General features: G+C 61.0%; 17 protein-coding genes. 8 read left to right on the forward strand and 9 right to left on the reverse strand.

What is annotated here, in order from left to right; genetic code table 11:
- Nucleotides 1–266: 266 nt before the first annotated feature.
- The gene (locus ACZ5WW_RS16005) at nucleotides 267–830 is read left to right on the forward strand and encodes a golvesin C-terminal-like domain-containing protein (RefSeq protein WP_377166472.1); all 564 of its coding nucleotides are present in this window, start codon (nucleotides 267–269) and stop codon (nucleotides 828–830) included.
- A gap of 243 nt (nucleotides 831–1073) precedes the next feature.
- Here ACZ5WW_RS16005 and ACZ5WW_RS16010 read toward each other — a convergent pair whose 3' ends face one another.
- Nucleotides 1074–1970, reverse strand: a complete 897-nt coding sequence (locus ACZ5WW_RS16010) for a sigma-70 family RNA polymerase sigma factor (RefSeq protein WP_184339525.1) — start codon at nucleotides 1968–1970, stop codon at nucleotides 1074–1076.
- Between the two features lie 402 nt (nucleotides 1971–2372).
- Here ACZ5WW_RS16010 and ACZ5WW_RS16015 point away from each other — a divergent pair, with 402 nt between their 5' ends.
- Both ACZ5WW_RS16015 and ACZ5WW_RS16020 read left to right on the forward strand, forming a co-directional pair.
- The gene (locus ACZ5WW_RS16015) at nucleotides 2373–3368 is read left to right on the forward strand and encodes an alpha-ketoacid dehydrogenase subunit beta (RefSeq protein WP_377166469.1); all 996 of its coding nucleotides are present in this window, start codon (nucleotides 2373–2375) and stop codon (nucleotides 3366–3368) included.
- A gap of 54 nt (nucleotides 3369–3422) precedes the next feature.
- Nucleotides 3423–4715: a pyruvate dehydrogenase complex dihydrolipoamide acetyltransferase gene (locus ACZ5WW_RS16020; RefSeq protein WP_377166467.1), complete on the forward strand. Its 1293-nt coding sequence runs from the start codon at nucleotides 3423–3425 to the stop codon at nucleotides 4713–4715.
- Nucleotides 4716–4947: 232 nt separating this feature from the next.
- Here ACZ5WW_RS16020 and ACZ5WW_RS16025 read toward each other — a convergent pair whose 3' ends face one another.
- Nucleotides 4948–5847, reverse strand: coding sequence for an HTTM domain-containing protein (locus tag ACZ5WW_RS16025; RefSeq protein WP_377166465.1), 900 nt, complete (start codon nucleotides 5845–5847; stop codon nucleotides 4948–4950).
- Nucleotides 5844–6416: a hypothetical protein gene (locus tag ACZ5WW_RS16030; protein ID WP_377166463.1), complete on the reverse strand. Its 573-nt coding sequence runs from the start codon at nucleotides 6414–6416 to the stop codon at nucleotides 5844–5846. The genes ACZ5WW_RS16025 and ACZ5WW_RS16030 overlap by 4 nt, the downstream gene beginning before the upstream one ends.
- A 107-nt stretch (nucleotides 6417–6523) precedes the next feature.
- Here ACZ5WW_RS16030 and ACZ5WW_RS16035 point away from each other — a divergent pair, with 107 nt between their 5' ends.
- Nucleotides 6524–6877, forward strand: a complete 354-nt coding sequence (locus ACZ5WW_RS16035) for an MmcQ/YjbR family DNA-binding protein (protein WP_377166461.1) — start codon at nucleotides 6524–6526, stop codon at nucleotides 6875–6877.
- A gap of 108 nt (nucleotides 6878–6985) precedes the next feature.
- On the opposite strand, the gene ACZ5WW_RS16040 is transcribed toward ACZ5WW_RS16035, so the two are convergent.
- From ACZ5WW_RS16040 to ACZ5WW_RS16050, 3 genes are read right to left on the reverse strand one after another with little or no spacing between them, the layout of a single operon-like run.
- Nucleotides 6986–7231 (reverse strand): type II toxin-antitoxin system Phd/YefM family antitoxin, encoded by a 246-nt coding sequence (locus tag ACZ5WW_RS16040; protein WP_377166459.1) that lies wholly within the window; start codon nucleotides 7229–7231, stop codon nucleotides 6986–6988.
- Nucleotides 7232–7261: 30 nt separating this feature from the next.
- Nucleotides 7262–8152 carry a DUF2971 domain-containing protein gene (locus tag ACZ5WW_RS16045; RefSeq protein WP_377166457.1) on the reverse strand — a complete coding sequence of 297 codons (891 nt, stop codon included), beginning with the start codon at nucleotides 8150–8152 and terminating at the stop codon, nucleotides 7262–7264.
- 58 nt (nucleotides 8153–8210) lie between these two features.
- The gene (locus ACZ5WW_RS16050; protein WP_377166455.1) at nucleotides 8211–8966 is read right to left on the reverse strand and encodes an exodeoxyribonuclease III; all 756 of its coding nucleotides are present in this window, start codon (nucleotides 8964–8966) and stop codon (nucleotides 8211–8213) included.
- Nucleotides 8967–9467: 501 nt separating this feature from the next.
- Between ACZ5WW_RS16050 and ACZ5WW_RS16055 the strand changes: the two genes are divergently transcribed.
- From ACZ5WW_RS16055 to ACZ5WW_RS16070, 4 genes are all read left to right on the forward strand, one after another.
- The gene (locus ACZ5WW_RS16055) at nucleotides 9468–10103 is read left to right on the forward strand and encodes a class I SAM-dependent methyltransferase (RefSeq protein ID WP_377166453.1); all 636 of its coding nucleotides are present in this window, start codon (nucleotides 9468–9470) and stop codon (nucleotides 10101–10103) included.
- 147 nt (nucleotides 10104–10250) lie between these two features.
- Nucleotides 10251–11108: a transporter gene (locus ACZ5WW_RS16060; protein WP_377166451.1), complete on the forward strand. Its 858-nt coding sequence runs from the start codon at nucleotides 10251–10253 to the stop codon at nucleotides 11106–11108.
- Between the two features lie 259 nt (nucleotides 11109–11367).
- A complete protein-coding gene (locus tag ACZ5WW_RS16065; RefSeq protein WP_377166449.1) occupies nucleotides 11368–12387 on the forward strand; it encodes a DUF5077 domain-containing protein in 1020 nt (339 codons plus the stop codon).
- A 6-nt stretch (nucleotides 12388–12393) separates the two neighbouring features.
- Complete coding sequence (locus ACZ5WW_RS16070; protein ID WP_377166447.1) at nucleotides 12394–13005, forward strand: YdeI/OmpD-associated family protein; 612 nt, start codon at nucleotides 12394–12396, stop codon at nucleotides 13003–13005.
- Between the two features lie 145 nt (nucleotides 13006–13150).
- Here ACZ5WW_RS16070 and ACZ5WW_RS16075 read toward each other — a convergent pair whose 3' ends face one another.
- The 3 genes from ACZ5WW_RS16075 to ACZ5WW_RS16085 form a co-directional block, all read right to left on the reverse strand.
- Nucleotides 13151–15403 (reverse strand): FAD-dependent oxidoreductase, encoded by a 2253-nt coding sequence (locus ACZ5WW_RS16075; protein WP_377166445.1) that lies wholly within the window; start codon nucleotides 15401–15403, stop codon nucleotides 13151–13153.
- A gap of 60 nt (nucleotides 15404–15463) precedes the next feature.
- Nucleotides 15464–16726 carry a tyrosine--tRNA ligase gene (tyrS, locus tag ACZ5WW_RS16080; protein WP_377166443.1) on the reverse strand — a complete coding sequence of 421 codons (1263 nt, stop codon included), beginning with the start codon at nucleotides 16724–16726 and terminating at the stop codon, nucleotides 15464–15466.
- Between the two features lie 89 nt (nucleotides 16727–16815).
- Entirely contained in the window at nucleotides 16816–17328 is a 513-nt protein-coding gene (locus tag ACZ5WW_RS16085) for a hypothetical protein (protein WP_377166441.1), read from the reverse strand.
- Nucleotides 17329–17376: the final 48 nt, after the last annotated feature.

Genomic DNA, 17376 nt, shown 5'->3' on the forward strand with positions numbered 1-17376 from the left:
TTTGTTGGCATGGCTGCTGCCTTCTCAGCACCAAAGGTGCGGCCTATCGCAGCCCAGGGCCAGCCGAGCCTCAGCGAGGCCGCCCTGGGTCCAGACCTAGCAAGCCGGGCAGCAAACCCAGCGGCCCCTTCATGCAACGTGGGCGCCAGCAGCGTATGCCTCGCCGCTTCGCAGTCGTCAGCATATCCCAGCGCGCGCATTCCACGATCCATGTCCTCCCTATGTTCCCCAGCCATGACAAACCATTTCACAACATGAGACATTTTATGCTCGCAGTGTTGCTCCTCAGCGCCGCATTGGCCTCGGAAGCCCTCAAGCCCCACCCCAAGGCTCTCCCCAACATCCATCCTCCCGGCGAGGTGGACCGCCCCGAGATGGTCAAATACATCGTGGTAGATCCGGCTACACTGCCGGGCATCGTCGTGGACGAAACCAGCGCCGAGCTCGTCGGCGACTGGCAGTACTCCACTCACACCCCGCCCTACGTCGGCCTCGGCTACCTTCACGACATGAAAGCCGGGAAGGGGACCAAGTCCGTCACCTTCACCCCCACGCTGCCCGCATCAGGCTGGTATGAAGTCCGCCTCGCCCATTGCTACAACATCCGCCGCTCCACTCAAACCCCCGTCACCATTCACCACGCCGATGGCGACACCAAAGTCGTCATCAATCAGCAGCAGGAGCCCGAGCACGCCCGCCTCTTCCGCACCCTCGGCACCTTTCGCTTTGACTCCGGCCGCACCGGCTGGGTCCGCATCTCCACCGAAGCCACCGAACCCGGCAAAGTCGTCATCGCCGACGCCGTTCAGTTTCTGCCCGTAAAAAAGTAGCCTTGTTGCTGTGCAACAAGGTCCCGCCCCGCCACACCTCGCTTCTCATCAGCCCCAAAGGGGCGGTGGATTCAGCCCAAGGCGCCGCGATGCACGAGCAAGCTCTGGGTCACCTTCTCAGCCTCAAGCCTCCTCGCACCCTCCGCTCCTTTGCCCCTCTGCGGCAAAACCGGGCAGCCCTGCCGCCATCCCACCCCACAAAAAAGCCGGGCATCTCTCGACACCCGGCTTCATCGTTAAATCTTAATCCTCCTCGGCTTCCGCAGCAGCAGCGGCCTTCTTCCGCTTCTTCTTGCCACCGGCATTGCGCAGCGCCTTCGGGATCGGGTCTTCCTTCTTCTGCAGCGCACGGCGCAGCTTGCGCAGTGCGATGTTCTGCAGCTGGCGGATACGCTCGCGCGTCACGCCAAATTCCTGGCCCACCTCTTCCAGCGTGCGCGGCTTCTGGCCGGCAAGGCCGAAACGGGCGTCGATGATCTTGCGCTCACGCTCGTCCAGCACCGTCAGCAGGCCGTCCAGCTGGCTGTGCATGTTCTTGTGGGAGAGCAGGTCAAAGGGCGTCTGGGCGTTTTCGTCGCCCACGATTTCGCCAAACTCCGTGCTGTCGTCGTCGCTGATCGGCGCATCCAGAGAGGCCGGGCGCATGCTGGCCACCTTCAGCTGGCTCAGCTTCGCGCGGTCGATGCCGATTTCCTCGGAAAGTTCGTCATCCGTCGGCTCGCGGCCCAGTTCCTCGGACATCGCCATCGCCACACGGCGCATCTTGCTGATCTTGTCCACCATGTGGACCGGCAGACGGATCGTCTTCGACTGATTCGCGAGCGCACGCTTGATGGACTGCTTGATCCACCACGCGGCGTAGGTTGAAAGTTTGCCACCCTTGTTCGGGTCAAATCGTTCCACCGCCTTCATCAGGCCGATGTTTCCTTCAGAAATGAGGTCGAGAAGCGGCAGACCGTAGTTGGCGTAATCCTGGGCGATCTTCACCACCAGCCTCAGGTTCGCACGGATCATGTGCGAACGGGCCTCCGGGTCGCCTCGTTTGATGCGTTCGGCAAGCTCAACCTCCTGGTCGGGAGTCAGCAAGTCTGTCTTGCCGATCTCACGCAGGTAAATCTTGATGCCTCCGTCGAGTTCCATATTGAGCGTTCTAGTTGGGTAATACGATACAAGGACCAACGTCCTTGCCCCCGGCTGAGACGCAGGGGGTGGTCAGTATAAAGGCGATTTCACACTTCGCTCGTCTTTTTTGAGCAAGTTTGCGGCCAGTAAGAAAGGATGGACCGGAGAAAAGTGGCACAATCGTTATTATATGACAGCCATCGTTGAACTAAACTTTCAGCGCCTCGTCAACATCATTTGTGAGAAAAGTTAAGATTTATTAATAAAAATCACCTGCAAACAGGCACTTTTTCAGCTTTGAGAGTTCCCGGGCCGAATTTTTCGCTTTTCTCGCCGTTGCCGCTTTGTCCCTTCCTGATGCAGCCGCCCGCTTGACACCGCCCCGCCCCGCCCCGACTTACTGCCCCCTCAAAACCTGCCATGCCCCGCCGAATCACCTACCGCGACGCCGTCCGTGAAGCCCTCGATGAAGAAATCGCCCGCGACCCCATGGTCGTCGTCATGGGTGAGGAAGTCGCCCAGTACAACGGCGCCTACAAAGTCACCCAGGGCCTCTGGGACAAATGGGGCGACAAGCGCCTCGTCGACACCCCCATCAGCGAGGCCGGTTTCATCGGCATGGGCATCGGCGCCAGCATGCTCGGCGTCCGCCCCGTCATGGAGCTCATGTTCTGGAGCTTCTACACCGTCGCCTGGGACCAGATCGTCAACAACGGCGCCATGGTCCGCTACATGAGCGGCGGCAAGATCAATTGCCCCATCGTCATCCGCGGCCCCGCCAATGGCGGCACCAGCGTGGGTGCCACCCACTCCCACACCCCGGAAAACATCATGGCCAACTTCCCCGGCATGAAGTGCGTCTGCCCCAGCAACGCCTACGATGCCAAAGGCCTCATGAAAGCCGCCATCCGCGACAATGACCCCGTCATGTTCATGGAGAGCACCAAGCTCTACGGCGAAGAGTGGGACGTCCCCTCCAACGACGAACTCCCCGGCGGCGAGCTCTTCATCCCCCTCGGCCTCGCCGATGTGAAACGCGAAGGCACCGACATCTCCCTCATCGCCCACGGCAAGGCCGTCATCACCTGCCTCGAAGCCGCCCGCATTCTTGAAGAAGAGCACGGCATCCATGCCGAAGTCGTCGATCTCCGCTCCATCCGCCCCCTCGACGAGGACACCATCCTCGAATCCGTCGCCAAGACCCACCGCGCCATCTACGTCGAGGAAAACAAGCCCTACTGCGGCATCGGCGCCCAGATCGCCTACATGATCCAGGAGCGCATCTTCGATGAGCTCGACGCCCCCGTGCAGCGCGTCTGCAGCCTCGACTCCCCCGCCATCTACAGCCCGCCCCTCGAGGCCATCCAGCTCCCCACCGCCGACGTCGTCGTCGCCAAGGCCCTCGGCATCTGCTGATCCTCCGCTCCCACCCGCCCCCTTTTTCAAAACCCGCTCATCCCGTTTTTCGCCATGCCCAAATTCATCGAAATGCCCAAGCTCAGTGACACCATGACCGAGGGCACCCTCGCCAAGTGGACCGTCAAGGAAGGGGACAAAGTCTCCGTTGGCAAAGCCATCGCCGACATCGAGACCGACAAGGCCACCATGGAGTACGCCAGCCCGTTTGAAGGCGTCCTGCACAAGTTCATCGCCACTCCCGGCGGCAAGGTCCCCCTCGGCGCTCCGCTCGCCGTCATCCTTGAGGAAGACGAAGCCCCCCCGGCGAATCTGGACGAGCTCATCGCCAAGGCCCAGGCCTCTGCTGCGCCCGCCCCTGCGGCCGAGAAAAAGCCCGCCGCCTCCGCTGCCAAGACCGCTGCTCCCGGTGCCCGTCTTCCCCTGGCCCCCCAGCATCGCAGCCGCGCCGCCTCCGCGGGTGCCGCCCTCCGCGTCAAAGCCTCCCCGCTCGCCAAAAAGATCGCCGCTGAGCGTGGCGTGGACCTCAATTCCCTCATCGGCACCGGCCCTGGCGGTCGCGTCGTCCGCGCCGATGTGGAAAACGCCCCCGTCGGCGGAGCCTCCGCAGGCCGCGTCGCCGCCACCCCCGCCATCCGTCCCGTCGTCGGTCCGGAAGACGAGCGCGTGCCCACCAGCAGCATGCGCAACATCATCGCCGAGCGCCTCCTCGCCTCCAAGACGCAGATCCCCCACTTCTACCTGCAGATGGAGATCGACGCCGGCCCCCTCATGGCCTTCCGCGCTCACCTGAACGCCTCCGCCGAAAAGACCAGCGGCAACAAATACACCGTCAACGACTTCATCCTCAAGGCCGTCATCCGCGCCGCCGAGGCCCAGCCCGCCATCAATGCCGCCTGGGATGGCGATGCCATCGTCAAGTTCAAGTCCGTCGGCCTCAGCGTCGCCATCGCCATCGATGACGGCCTCGTCACCCCCGTCATCAAGCAGGCCGAAAAGAAAACCCTGCTCGAGATCAGCCAGAGCGTCAAAGACCTCGCCGGCAAGGCCAAGAACAAGAAGCTCAGCCCCGACGACTTCGCAGGCGGCACCATCACCGTCTCCAATCTCGGCGCTTACGGCATCGACCAGTTCTCCGCCATCATCAATCCGCCCCAGGCCGCCATCATCGCCATCGGCAGCATCCGCTCTGCCCCCGTCGTCAATGACAAGGGCCAGATCGTCGTCGGCCAGCGCATGTGGGTCGGCCTCAGCGGCGACCACCGTGTCGTCGACGGCGCCGTCGCCGCCACCTTCCTCGCCGAGATGCGCAAGCTCCTCGAAAATCCCGCCCTCATGCTGGTGTAGTCATCGCATCAAAGGAACCCATCCCAAACGCGCCTGCGGCCTCAAGCCCAGGCGCGTTTTTGCGCACCAGCAGTCCACAGCTTGAGAATGCTTGCTGACGCAGCGCCACCACATGGGCCTGCTGCCCCAGCGTTTCATGTCCTGTCGTAGGATGGGTGTGGCGACAGCCCGCCCGTCCCACAGCGGATGGCAAACATCACGACGTACCAGCCCACCTGAGGCCTTCCTGTTCCTACCTTCTGCGTCCCAGCTTTCGCTCCAGCCAGTCCATGTCCTCCTTTTGCAGAAAGCTGAGGTACAGCGTCAGCATCGCGAGAAAGAACAGCATCAGGTTGTAGGACATGAGGCTGATCCCCGCGTGCAGCAGGATGCCCGTGGCAAAGCCGTACCACCGCCAGCGGCGCACCATCAGCAGAAACGGGATCGCCAGCTCAACCAGCAGCACCAGATACGTGACCACCTTCAGCAGAAAGCCAAAGTTCAGCACCCACAGGCCCGGCCAGCGCGCATTGTGGGAGAGCAGAAAGAAGCTCATGAAGTCCCCGCCCATCCAGTACTCGTTGTCCAGCCGCGCCAGCACCGCCTGCAGGTAGATCACCGCCAGCTGCACCCGCATCAGCGTCAGGCCATAGCACGGCGCTTCTTTTTCCGGTGCTGCCTGTCTGCGCGCTTTGCGGGACTTCCAGCACCAGCAGTCAGGCAGCGGCGAGATCATCACCAGAAACGCCGTGCAGCGCAGCACCTCATCCCAGCCCACTAGGATCAGCGGCGCACGCATCGCATAGCTCACATACCACACGTACACGATCACCGCCGCCAGCCGGGACCACACGCCAAAAAGCAGCAGCAGCATGGCCGCCCCGCTGAACATCAGGTACGTGCTCACAGACGACACATCACGGCACACGTCAAACACGGACACATAGGCCCCCACCGTGAACTTTCGCACCACCTCCTGGTCCACCATACCGGCATCGGTGAAAAAGATCGCCCTGTCAGGCCAGATCTGCATCAGGTTCAGCAGGGAAACGAATGCAAACGCGATTCGTACACACGCATAGATGCGCGCGTCCACCGGCGTCAGAAACAGGCCGCAGAGGCGGGATTGAAAACTCTCTTTGCCAGCCGTCATGGAGTTGTCTGGGCCGGGGTTGTTTGGGCGGCCAGAGTCCCGATTTCAAAGGGACCCAGCACGGATGGCCGCTCGACCGCGATCTCCTTCAGAGAGCGCACCCCCAGCAGGCTTCGGGTGTAGTACGGCACCACCTCCAGGCTCACCTGCGTTCTGGGTCCGTAACGTCCGGAGCGCAGCAGCGCCTCCGCCGCACTGCGCATGTAGGACTCCCGAAACACACCCCGCGTGGGGTTGAAGATCACATTCACCATCCAGTTGTTCAGCCGCACCTGGTCATGCTGGCGGAATTTTCGCAGTCCTGGCAGCACCATGCCCAGCTCACGCGGCCTTTGCCCCTTCTCCTGCACGATCAGCCGCGCCTCCAGCCGGTTCATGTTCGGGATGGTCTCAAACATGTTCCAGAGCTGGTGGCAGCGCGTCACACGCTCATACCTGTTGAACACCGGAGACACCAGAATCTGGTCCCGCCAGCGGGTGGGCAGCACGCCAAACAGCAGAAACACCAGGTGCACCGAGGCAAAAACCACGATCACTTTTCCACGGCGGGTTGGGGGAATGGCAGGCATGAGCTGTTCCCCCAAGAAAGAACCGTGATGCCCCATTCATCAAACGAATACCGCAGCATTCGCCGAACCGTTTGCAGGGCCCGTCCCGCTTCGCCTATCATCCCCGCATGGAGCTCCCAGACGTCATCGCCCAGTGCCTCAGCCTCCCCGGCGCCGAGGAGACCCAGCCCTTCGGCCCCGAGGCCCTCGTTTACAAGGTCTGCGGCAAGATGTTCGCCGTCACCTCCCCCGACGACTTCCCCGCCAGCATCAACCTCAAGTGCGACCCCCAGCGCGCCATCGAGCTGCGCGACGAGTACATAGGAATCAAACCCGGCTGGCACATGAACAAGAAGCACTGGAACACCGTCATGCTCGACGGCACCGTCCCCCCCTCCCTCATCCGCGATCTGGTCAAACACTCCTACCAGCTCGTGGTGGACGCCCTCCCCAAGAAAGCCCGCGAGTCCCTCAAAAAGTAGTCCAGTTGCGCCGCAACTGGAGCCCTCTGGAGGTACGACAGACACTCATGTCTGTCGGTCAGCGCTCACGCAAAGGCCCATCACTCATCACAATACCGCTGATGGACGCTAACCCACCAGCCCAAGTTCCTGCATGCCAGCTTCATTCAATGCCTCAAAAGATTTGGAGTCCCAACGAACAGGGGCCGAAGTGCGTTCACCAAATCGGGGGCGTGCCAGTGGATGCGATGAAATCACTGGCACAATACGAGCCACTGCCACGGTGCCCTGGCGCAGCAACACCTCTTCGCCCCGTGCTACCTGCTGCAGCAACTGGGAGAAGTGCGTCTCACCGTAGTCGAGAGTGGTTTCCATCAACGATTTTTATTGTCCGATATTTGGGCGTCAAGAAGACAGAGAAGAAAGACCCTCAAAGTCTCTAAGGTATGACGAAGATACTCCACATGCTCTTATTTCATCAGTATTTACTTCATAACGTTTCAAGCTGAAATCATCGTCGGACTCATACACACCGTAAAATTTAATCTGGCGATGATCGTTATCGAAAAGTTTCACCAAAGCAGTTTGGACGGCAGATGAACATCGTAGCCCAAAATAAACTCCGCTAATCGTAAATGGAGAAAAATCCAAGCCTGCTTTCTTGTTGATTGCACGCCACTCCTGCTCGTATTTCCAAGGGTTAGCTTTAGAAAAAAAGAAAGTGTCCCTAATAGCATTTTCAGCTATTACTGAAGCGTTGAATTTCCAATCAATAAGATCGCTGACCTTGATAGCTCTTGGTTTGTTGTAGCTGACGGCGTTGATCTCCACAGGAGTAGGATTTCTTGTGGAATATTCAATGCAGATGCCTTCATGCTGATTTGCGTAGTGACTCCACATCAGGGGGCAATTCCAGCGTTTCGCTAACGCCAAAACTCCAAATTTACTCATCAGGCGCGTGAACCCATCGAGGATTGCTGAGGCGAGAGTCCGATCATAAAATTCCCCCGCTTCAATATTCGTCCGGTAATCACCAAATTCCGAAGATAAATAACGGCATTCTTGCAGACGACGAAGAGCTTCTGTTTTGCCGCTTTCATCGGCTAACATTTTCACAAAAAGTCTTTCCAGTGAAGATCTGTCCACATCCACTTTGATGGTCGGCTTGCAGTCCAGTGGATCGTTGAAACTAACGGGGTTAGCAAAATAAACCTCTTCGCGACTCAGTATATGCAGCGTCTTCGCATTAAAGGAGCAATACTTATACAGTTTTGCAGGGAGTTTTGATTTTTGCATGAGAGGAAGTCGGGATAATTTTAAACCCGTGATTGTCGAAGCTGAAATTTGTCTGCCCTCACCCCACCACCAGCTCCACCGGGCAGTGATCGCTCCCATGCACATCATCACGGATCGTGCATGACTTCAACGCTGGCTTCAGCTTCTCAGACGCCAGCCAGTAGTCCAGACGCCACCCGATGTTTTTCGCCCGCGCATCCGGCGTGCGCTGCGTCCACCACGTGTAGCGGCCCGGGCTCGGGTCAAACTGCCGGAACACATCCAGGAAACCGGCGTCCAGATGCTTCGTAAAGCTCGCGCGCTCCTCATCGCTGAAGCCCGGATTCATCCGGTTGCTCTTCGGATTCGCCAGATCAATCTCCTGGTGCGCGCAGTTCAGATCCCCGCAGGCGATCACCGGCTTCTTCTTCTCCAGTTTCTTCAGGTGCGCACGGTACGCATCGTCCCACGACAGGCGGTAGTCCAGCCGCGCCAGCTCCGCCTGCGAGTTCGGCGTGTACACATTCACCAGATAAAAATCCGGAAACTCCACCGTGATCAGCCGCCCCTCGCGGTCATGCTCATCCACCCCCAGCCCCAGCGTGCTCGTTTGAAACGGCACACGGCTCAGCACCAGCGTGCCCGAGTATCCTTTTTTCACCGCGCTGTTCCACACCGCAGAGTACCCGGCAAACCACCCCAGGTCCACCTGCTCCTGCTGCGCCTTCGTCTCCTGCAGGCAGATCACATCGGCATCGCCGTTGAGCATGTATTCGCGGAGGCCTTTGCCCAGGGAGGCACGAATGCCGTTGACGTTCCAGGAGGTGAGTTTCATGGGGAAAAAAGAGGTGGCAGATAGAAGCCGGAAACCGCGCGCAGGAAAGGAAGGAATCAGACAACGTGACGAAGCTTCACGACCTTCGGCAAGCCGCCAAAAGTAGCCTTGTTCCTGCGGAACAAGGAACGCTCCGCCTAGCCCTGGACACTCAGAGCGTTTAAATAATCACGCAGCCGATCATCCCAACGCGGCAAACACGATTCGCCCTCTCCCCGCCTCTGGCGTACATGACAAAGGAGTGTGGGTTGCCTTCGGGGAACCGTAGCGAAGCGGAGATAGACTGCCGCAGGCAGCCCTAAGGGCGCTAGTAGTGAGCCAAAGGTCGGGGTGTGGTGGCCGATCAATAGCCTTCGCAGACATGACCCAGCCCGCCAAAACACCTCCTCGCTTTCGCCCTGCCAACCCACGGAAACCGCCACACACATCGTACTCTCATGTGTCACCGCGTAGCTGTGACACAAAACTTGATCCTCACACGCTTCACACCTTCACTCCCCCATGAGCTTCGACCTCCTCGCCCCGCACTACCGCTGGCTGGAGGCGCTCTGCGCAGGCGGCCAGTTGCAGCGCTGCCGCACCGCCCTGCTCCCGGTCATCCAGCCTCCACAAAAGGTGCTCATCTACGGCGAGGGAAACGGCCGCTTCCTCACCGGGCTCTGCCGCCGCTTTCCAGCCGCCGAGATCACCGTGGTCGAGGCCAGCTCCGTCATGATCTCCCTCGCCCGCACACGCCTCCGGCGCGCAGGGCTCGCAGCCGCGCGCGTGGACTTCGTGCATGCAGACGCCCTCACCTGGCAGCCCCCTGCGGCCGTACATGACCTCATCGTCACCTGCTTCTTTCTCGACTGCTTCCGCGCAGACCAGCTCCGGTCGCTCGTCCCGCTCATCGCCGCTGCTGCTGCACCGCATGCCCAATGGCTGCATGCCGACTTTCAAATCGCGGCCTCAGGCCTGCGCCGTTTTTGCAGCCGCATCATCATCGCTTTTTTGTACGCCTTCTTTCGTCGCGCCACAAAGCTCGCCGCGCATGAATTGGTGGACGTGTCACCGCATCTCACTGCCGCAGGCTTCTCCAGATTCGAGAGGCGCGAGTTCGTTTGGGGGCTTCTGTTTTGCGAGCGCTGGCAGCGCTGAGAGATTGCGTCTCAGGATCGACGCATAACTTGACCAAAGGATGCCAATCCACGCGGATCATTGCAGATCAGACTGTGCATTATTATACGCATGGACCCTACACCACACTCCCAAAATCGGTGGTTGCTTGCGCTGAGCTTCAGCGTCATGGCAGCCGTGTCACTTTCCACCGCCACCGCCGGCTCGCCCGTCTCAGGAAAAGCCCCCGTGGCAGATGCCTTTGACTGGAAGGAGAACACCATCTCCCCCGTCACAAACCCCATCTATTTTGAAGATCCGGTCATCCGCTCCGAAATCCGCCCCATCTTCATCTACCACAACTTCGACAACCAGTTTGTGACAGGTCGTGGCAGCGCCCGTGTTGGCGCCGTTCAGTTCCGCTACGCCATCACGGACCGCCTCGCCTTCATCGCCACGGAAGACGGCTACATGAACATCAACGGCACCGGCGTGAAGGGGAATGGCTGGCTCGACCTCGCCGCCGGCTTCAAATACGCCCTCATCAATGACGTGCAGAACCAGTTCATCCTCACCCCCGGCTTCACCTTTCAGCTCCCCACCGGAGACAACAAGGTCTTCAATGGCCGTGGCTCGGGTCAGTTCAATCCCTTCATCTCCTTTGCCAAAGGCTTTGGCGACCTGCACTTCACCGGCAACCTCGGCGTGCTCATCCCCATGCTGCGTGCTGAGCAGAACACCATGGCACACTACAGCCTGATGGTGGACTACCGCGTCAGCAATTGGTTCATCCCCTTCGCCACCGCGAACTTCTGGACCACGCTCAACAACGCCTCCAACATCCCGGGCCTCCGCAGCAACGGCTATGACGTCATCAACTTCGGTGCTGGCAATGCCAGCGGCGTCACCCAGGGCATGCTTGGCATCGGCTTCCGTTCCAACATCCAGAAAAATCTCTCCCTTGGTTTTGCGTATGAAATGGCCGTCGTGAAGCCCTACGGCCTCGCCAACACCCGCTTCACCATGGACATGTGCATCCGCTTCTGATCTGTTTCTGTTAGGTTGAGTCAGAGGTTAAGTTGAGTCGCGCACGGGGACGCCCAGTCCCCGTGCGTTTTATTTTCGCCCCTTGCTCACGGCTCGGGCGTTGGAGGATGGCCGTCCCGGCTGTCCACGGGAGACAGCGCCTCCGGCCTGTCCTTCCCGCCCACGACTCCGCTTCGCCCCCTCTCCCCAGCAACAGAATTCCAAGAACCGGTCTAAGTTGCCGTGGCTCCCCTCCGTTGCATCTTATCCCCATACAACCATGACCCGCCACCCTCTTTCCCACGCCGCCGGCGCGCTCGCGCTGCTCCTCGCTCTCAATTCCTGCGGCAAGCAAGAGCAGCCTCCCGCCGCCTCGGCACCCGCCGCAGCGGCCCCGGCACCCGTGGCTGCCAAGCCTGCCGCTCCAGCACCGCCCCCCGCACCTGCCAAACCCGCAGAGCCCGTCTTCTCCGCCACCCCCGTGGATCTGAACGGCTTCGGCAGCGACGACCCCGTTCTCCGCGCCGATGAGCCCAAACGCGGCGTCATTGTCATCAGCCCCCAGGACCTCAAGCACACCACCCAGCAGCACTGGGACCAGTATGACTGCACCAGCTTCAACCCCAAGCGCTGGGGCCGCTACGAAGTCCGCGTCACCTACACCCTCCGCAGCACCACCCTGGGCACCCAGTTCCGCTTCGCCCAGCAGCCGCTCAAAAAGACGCTCACCGCCACCAGCCAGCCCAAGTGCGCCATCTACGGCACGGTCTATGTGGAAAAGCCCATGACCTACCCCTTCTCCATCTTCACTGCCGCCACCGGCAGCGGCGAGCCCGGCTTTGAAGTGCACGAGATCGCCTTCGTCCCCGCCCCTGAAGGCCCCTCACCCGTGCAGGCCGCAGACGGCAGCATCGTCCTCGAAGCCGCCAGCGCCACCACCTGGGCCGAAAACATGCGCTACGAGCCCAAGTCCGAAAAAAACTGCCTCGGTTTCTGGACCAGCGAGGACGACTTCGCCGAATGGGACTTCGAAGTCACCAAGCCCGGCCGCTACAAAGTCACCGTCGTCCATGGCTGTGGCACCGGCAACGAAGGCAGCCAGGTCGCCGTCAAAGTCGGCGCGCAGGAGTTGAAATTCACCGTCAAAGACACCGGCGGCTTCCAGAAATGGGCCGAGGAATCCGTTGGCGAGGTGGACATCAAGGCCCCCGGCAAAATGCGCCTCGTCATCGACCCCGTCTCCAAGGCCAAGAGCGCCGTCCTCGATGTCAGCAAGGTCGTGCTCAAGCCCGTAAGCTGAGACCGCATGGACGTAGCGCGCACCTCCACCCGCGACCCCGAGACCTGGCTCGACCTCGCGCCGGACTTCTCCCAGCGCATGGCCCGGCAGGTGCGCACCTGGATCCAGCACTGGGAGCCCGACCTCGCCGAATCCATCAAGTGGAACATGCTCTGCTTCAGCGGCCGCAAAAACATCTGCGCCCTCAGCGCCTGCCAGAAACACCTCGGCATCACCTTCTTTCGCGGCACCGAGCTCCGGGACATCACAGATCTTTTCGAAGGCGGCGAGGCCAATACCAGCATACTGACCATCCGCGTCACCAGGCTGGAAAAGCTCAACGTGAAGGCCCTCCAGCGCCTCGTGCACGCCGCTGTCGCGCTCGACTCCGACGAATCCGCCAAACCTCCGCCGCCCAAAAAGCGCGCCGAGTGGCCCATGCCGCCCGCACTCGCCAAGGCGCTCAAGCAAAACAAAGCCGCCGCCGCAGGCTTCAATGCCATGAGCATCTCCTGCCAGCGCGAATACAAAGTCTGGATCAGCTCCGCCAAACAGGAGGAAACCCTCCAGCGCCGCCTCGCCGAAACCCTCCGCGCCCTCGCCTCCGGCAAAAAGTGGGCCCAGCGCAAAGAAGCCTGATCCACCGGCCTCTTTTAAACAATCACATAGCCAAACCGGTTCCAAGGGCTTCGCAAATGCGCCAGCATAGTGGTCCGCACAGTCCCTGTGCGGCACCCCGCCATCACACACCACTCTTATCTTCCCAGCTCCGCCTTCCCCCCGCTCACCTCACAAACTCCAGCCTGTCCGGCACCCCGTTGTTGTTGCTGTCAAAGGGCAGGGGATCATCCAGATCCTTCCTCCCGTCTTCATCGTGGTCATGCTCCTTTTGCAGCCACGCATCATCTTCGCACAGCCACTCGCCCTGCTGCTGCAGCGCATGCCAGAGCTGCACCACCGCATCCGCGCGCGTCAGCGCACGCTGCGCCACGTCCTTGCTGAAAAGCCCGCGATCCACCTTCAGCTTCAGCGCCGTGCACCAGCGGTACAGCGTGGCCCAGTCAGCCCGCTCTTCAGGATGAAAACTCCTGTCCGTCGTGGTGATCCCCCACGCGCACACAGACTCGATCGCCGCCCGGTCCGCGTCTTCCTGCCCCACATCGCCAAAGCGCGGCGTTGCAGCCACCTGCCACTCCGGCGCATTCGATCTCGCGCGGACGACCCGTGCCAGCACCCGCGCCAGCTCCCGGCGCGTCATCACATGCTCCGCATCAAACAGCACGCTGCCCGCATCCGCAGGCCACAGGCCACGCACCGCCAGCAGGTTGGCCGCTTCAAAATAGCCCGCCTCCAGCGGCAGATCCTGCCACGGCCAGAGCAGCATTCCTGGCCCGCCCGTGCCACGCACCAGCCTTAGCTGAATCTCCCGCCAGCTTTTCTGCGAGCCCGCCGCCGCTCGCGGCTGCACACCATCCCGCAGGCACAGCCACGCCAGCGTCGCGCTCGCCTGCCCCACATGCATCATCTGCCCGTGCAGCCGCAGCGCGCTCTGCACCACGCTGCTCACACCGATGTTCTTGGAGCACCCCAGCAGCCCGTCCATCTCCACCGGCACCAGACCCCGCAGCGGAAACATCGCACGGTCCGTGTCCGTGTGCCAGCCACGCGAGGGCGTCTGCACAAACTGCCACGCCCCATTGCGGTCATCCCCCAGAAACTTCCGCCGTGTCGGATGGAAGTCGATGTTGAACTGAAACCCAAACACACCATCCGGCACCATCACCTTCGCCCACTTCGGTTCCCGCGTTTCCGCGCGGATGTCCTGCTCCCGCAGCATGTATAGCGCTTCCAGCCGCAGCCCCTCGCGCACATACGGCTTCGGCGGCAGCTGGTCCGCCGTGCCAAACTCCTTGGTCAGCTCCATGTGCCGGAAGCTCTGCGGGAAGTCCCCCACGCGCTCATGCACCGCCGTCTGCAGATGATAAAGCATCCCCAGCGCATGCTGCTTCGCATCATTGAAAATGATCTGCCGTTGCGCCGGCGTCAGATCCACGATGTTCTTCTTCGACGCCCCCGCCTCCGTCTTCTCCAGCGCATCCACCACCCGCTGCGGCAGCTGGCACAGCGGATAGTCCTGCACCGGCCAGTTCAAAAACGTCGCCTCCGTCCCAACTGCCAGCCCGTTGTGCCAGCGGTCCACCAGCCTCCGGTGCGTGTACACACTCCAGCCCGACTGGCTGTAAGGCCCCGTGCTCATGTCGCTGTCCACCCACGGTGGCGTCTTGTCCAGTTGCGCAAACGACCTCGCATCATACGTCCCCGGTTTGGCCACCACGTTGTCCTTGGCCGCCTCCCTCAGCACCACACACCACGACAGCGGGTTCATCTCCTGCCGGCCCGCATCGTCATAGGCCTCAGGCGCGCTGGCCTCCCCAAACCGTGCTTTGAGGTCCGCGCCAGCGCCATATTTCGCCCCGCTCATCTTCACCACATCACCCCAGTCCGAGGAATCCAGCGTCAGCTTCGCCCGAATGTTAAGCGTGCTTGAGGAATTGCGGAAAAAGACACAACCCGCGACTCTTTTCTCCTCCACAATCACCCTCTGCAACTGCCACCCGCGCTCAATCCGTAGCACCCCCGAGTCCACATACGGCTTGAGCAATTCCTCAAAAATCCTCGCCGCCGCTGACGGCTCAATCGTCTCCGTGCCACAAAACGAGTTCCCCGGCGCTGGCATGCCATAAACCTGCGAATTATGCGCCCGGATGCGCTGAATCACCTCGCTGTAGATCCCGCTGCGCGGAAAATTCACCCTTCGTCCGTTCACCGCCGTCCACTCATCCGGACACCCCACCCCCTCCGCGCTGAACTGCCCGCCCAGCCACTCAATGTCATTCACCAGCACAATCTTCCTCACCCCCAGCCTAGCCGCCTGCACCGCCGCCGCACATCCCGACTCATTCCCACCCACGATAAGCAGTTCAGTTTCAATGTCTTCGGAAAACGCGGGCGCGAGAAAGCCTGCGAACAGGAGCATGATGATTCGCCTCATGGAAGTCGTGATGTTGCGTCGTTGCCGACTGGTTTTGCGCTGCTCTTACATTCCCGCTCTTACCGTCGCATAGCTCTTCTTACCTTTGCGCAGGATGCAGAGCTTGCCGTCGAGAAAGTGCTCGGCGGTGAGCACGGGGACTTCACCAGCAGGCACCTGTACATTGTTGATATAGAAGCCGCCGCCCTTCATGAGGCGTCCGGCATCACCCTTCGAAGTGGCGAGACCGAGGGTGACCAGCAGATCGGCAATTCCTGGGATAGCCGCAAGATCCACCGTGGTGCTCGGGGCGGAGGCGGTGGCCTCGATGAGCGTATCCACGTCAGCAGAGGCCAGATCGGCTCCGCCAAAAAGAGCCTGCGAAGCCAGGATGACCTTCTGCAGCTCTTCCTCGCCATGCACCATGCGGGTCACTTCTGCCGCCAGGCGCTTGTGGCCGCTGCGCTGCCCAGGGTTCGCATTGTGCTCAGCCTCAATGGCTTCGATCTCTTCATGCGAAAGCAGCGTGAACTGCCGCAGGAAGCGCGGCACGTCCGGGTCCTCGGAGTTCACCCAGAACTGGTAGAAGGCATACGGGCTGGTCTTCTTCGGGTCCATCCAGATCGCGCCCGCTTCCGACTTGCCAAACTTCTTGCCCGAACTGGTGGTAATGAGCGGGAAGGTGACCACATGGGTCTGCTGGCCACGCATTTTGCGAACCAAATCAATGCCAGCGGTCATATTGCCCCACTGGTCGCTGCCGCCGATCTGCACGGTGCAGCCGTGGCGCTCATTGAGCACCACGAAGTCGTAGGACTGCAGGATCATGTAGGTGAACTCGGTGTAGGAAATGCCAGTCTCCAGGCGGGAGCTGACGGAGTCCTTCGCCAGCATCCAGGCGATGGTGAAGTTTTTGCCCACGTCACGAAGCAATTCGATGGCGCTGAGCTTGCAGAGCCAGTCGGCGTTGTTTTCAATGATGGTCTGCTCGGGAACGAGGATGCTGCGGATCTGCACTTCGATGCGCTTCACGAACGCCGCCACGGTTTCGGGGGTGTTGAGCGTGCGCTCGTTGGCCTTGCCGCTGGGGTCGCCGATCAGGCCGGTGCCGCCGCCGACGATGGCGATGGCCTTGTGCCCATGCTCCTGCACGCGACGCAGTGCCATCAGAGGCAGCAGGTTGCCGATGTGGAGGCTGTCTGCCGTGGGGTCAAAGCCGCAATAAAAGGTCTGCTGGGTCTTGAGGGCTTCCTTGAGGGCTTCGAGGTCGCTGCACTGCTTCAGCAGGCCGCGCCATTCGAGATCGGCGATCAGGTCGGTCGTGGGCATGAGATAAAAGGATGAAAGTGGAGACGGCCGTTGGATATGACGAGGGGGGTGTGCTTCGTCATTTGCCGTTTGGTGGTGACGTTCCGCCTTTAGGGCGTGGTGCCGGGTTCGGCGCGCAGGAGCTGGCTGCCGTTGAATCTTTCGTTGGGCTTGAAAAGCCAGCCGGGGCTTTCGTTGCGGACTTCCCAGCGGCGCAGTTCAAATTCAGGCAGCACCAGGTTGCTGTTAGGGTCAAACACCTTCCGGCCGGTGAAGCGGCCATAGAGGGTGTACTCGGTGTTGTGGTCATCACCGTAGGCGTAGCCGCCGTCCGTCGGCGCCTCAGGCAGGCGGTAGGGAATCTTCTGGTAGCGCTCGTTCATGATCACGAGCTTGGAGCTCTCCCAGCCCTGTCCCGGGCTGCGCACATAGCCCCAGAGGTGGGTGTGATTGATGTAGAAACGACGGCCGATGAAGTAATCACCGCGCGGCTCCATGGCGATCTGGCGGCGGCGTGCCTCCACGGCCGCAGACTGCTGCTGGGTGAGGCCGGAGGTCTCGCAACCGGTCATGATGAGGCTGAGAGCGCAGAGCAGGATGGAGAAAAGGGCACGGCTAGGCATGGCAGCCTGCATTGTGAATGCGTGCCGGGGCCGTCGCAATGGGAAAGG

It is taken from the genome of Prosthecobacter fluviatilis, assembly GCF_055388355.1.

What these genes read in the sequence shown, in the direction of transcription:
- ACZ5WW_RS16065 (WP_377166449.1), top strand. Translation starts at nt 11,368, where the DNA reads ATGACCCGCCACCCTCTTTCCCACGCCGCCGGCGCGCTCGCGCTGCTC.
- ACZ5WW_RS16010 (WP_184339525.1), bottom strand. Translation starts at nt 1,970, where the DNA reads ATGGAACTCGACGGAGGCATCAAGATTTACCTGCGTGAGATCGGCAAG.
- ACZ5WW_RS16030 (WP_377166463.1), bottom strand. Translation starts at nt 6,416, where the DNA reads ATGCCTGCCATTCCCCCAACCCGCCGTGGAAAAGTGATCGTGGTTTTT.
- ACZ5WW_RS16045 (WP_377166457.1), bottom strand. Translation starts at nt 8,152, where the DNA reads ATGCAAAAATCAAAACTCCCTGCAAAACTGTATAAGTATTGCTCCTTT.
- ACZ5WW_RS16020 (WP_377166467.1), top strand. Translation starts at nt 3,423, where the DNA reads ATGCCCAAATTCATCGAAATGCCCAAGCTCAGTGACACCATGACCGAG.
- ACZ5WW_RS16085 (WP_377166441.1), bottom strand. Translation starts at nt 17,328, where the DNA reads ATGCCTAGCCGTGCCCTTTTCTCCATCCTGCTCTGCGCTCTCAGCCTC.
- ACZ5WW_RS16040 (WP_377166459.1), bottom strand. Translation starts at nt 7,231, where the DNA reads ATGGAAACCACTCTCGACTACGGTGAGACGCACTTCTCCCAGTTGCTG.
- ACZ5WW_RS16035 (WP_377166461.1), top strand. Translation starts at nt 6,524, where the DNA reads ATGGAGCTCCCAGACGTCATCGCCCAGTGCCTCAGCCTCCCCGGCGCC.
- ACZ5WW_RS16005 (WP_377166472.1), top strand. Translation starts at nt 267, where the DNA reads ATGCTCGCAGTGTTGCTCCTCAGCGCCGCATTGGCCTCGGAAGCCCTC.
- ACZ5WW_RS16015 (WP_377166469.1), top strand. Translation starts at nt 2,373, where the DNA reads ATGCCCCGCCGAATCACCTACCGCGACGCCGTCCGTGAAGCCCTCGAT.
- ACZ5WW_RS16050 (WP_377166455.1), bottom strand. Translation starts at nt 8,966, where the DNA reads ATGAAACTCACCTCCTGGAACGTCAACGGCATTCGTGCCTCCCTGGGC.
- ACZ5WW_RS16075 (WP_377166445.1), bottom strand. Translation starts at nt 15,403, where the DNA reads ATGCTCCTGTTCGCAGGCTTTCTCGCGCCCGCGTTTTCCGAAGACATT.
- ACZ5WW_RS16055 (WP_377166453.1), top strand. Translation starts at nt 9,468, where the DNA reads ATGAGCTTCGACCTCCTCGCCCCGCACTACCGCTGGCTGGAGGCGCTC.
- tyrS (WP_377166443.1), bottom strand. Translation starts at nt 16,726, where the DNA reads ATGCCCACGACCGACCTGATCGCCGATCTCGAATGGCGCGGCCTGCTG.
- ACZ5WW_RS16025 (WP_377166465.1), bottom strand. Translation starts at nt 5,847, where the DNA reads ATGACGGCTGGCAAAGAGAGTTTTCAATCCCGCCTCTGCGGCCTGTTT.
- ACZ5WW_RS16070 (WP_377166447.1), top strand. Translation starts at nt 12,394, where the DNA reads ATGGACGTAGCGCGCACCTCCACCCGCGACCCCGAGACCTGGCTCGAC.
- ACZ5WW_RS16060 (WP_377166451.1), top strand. Translation starts at nt 10,251, where the DNA reads ATGGCAGCCGTGTCACTTTCCACCGCCACCGCCGGCTCGCCCGTCTCA.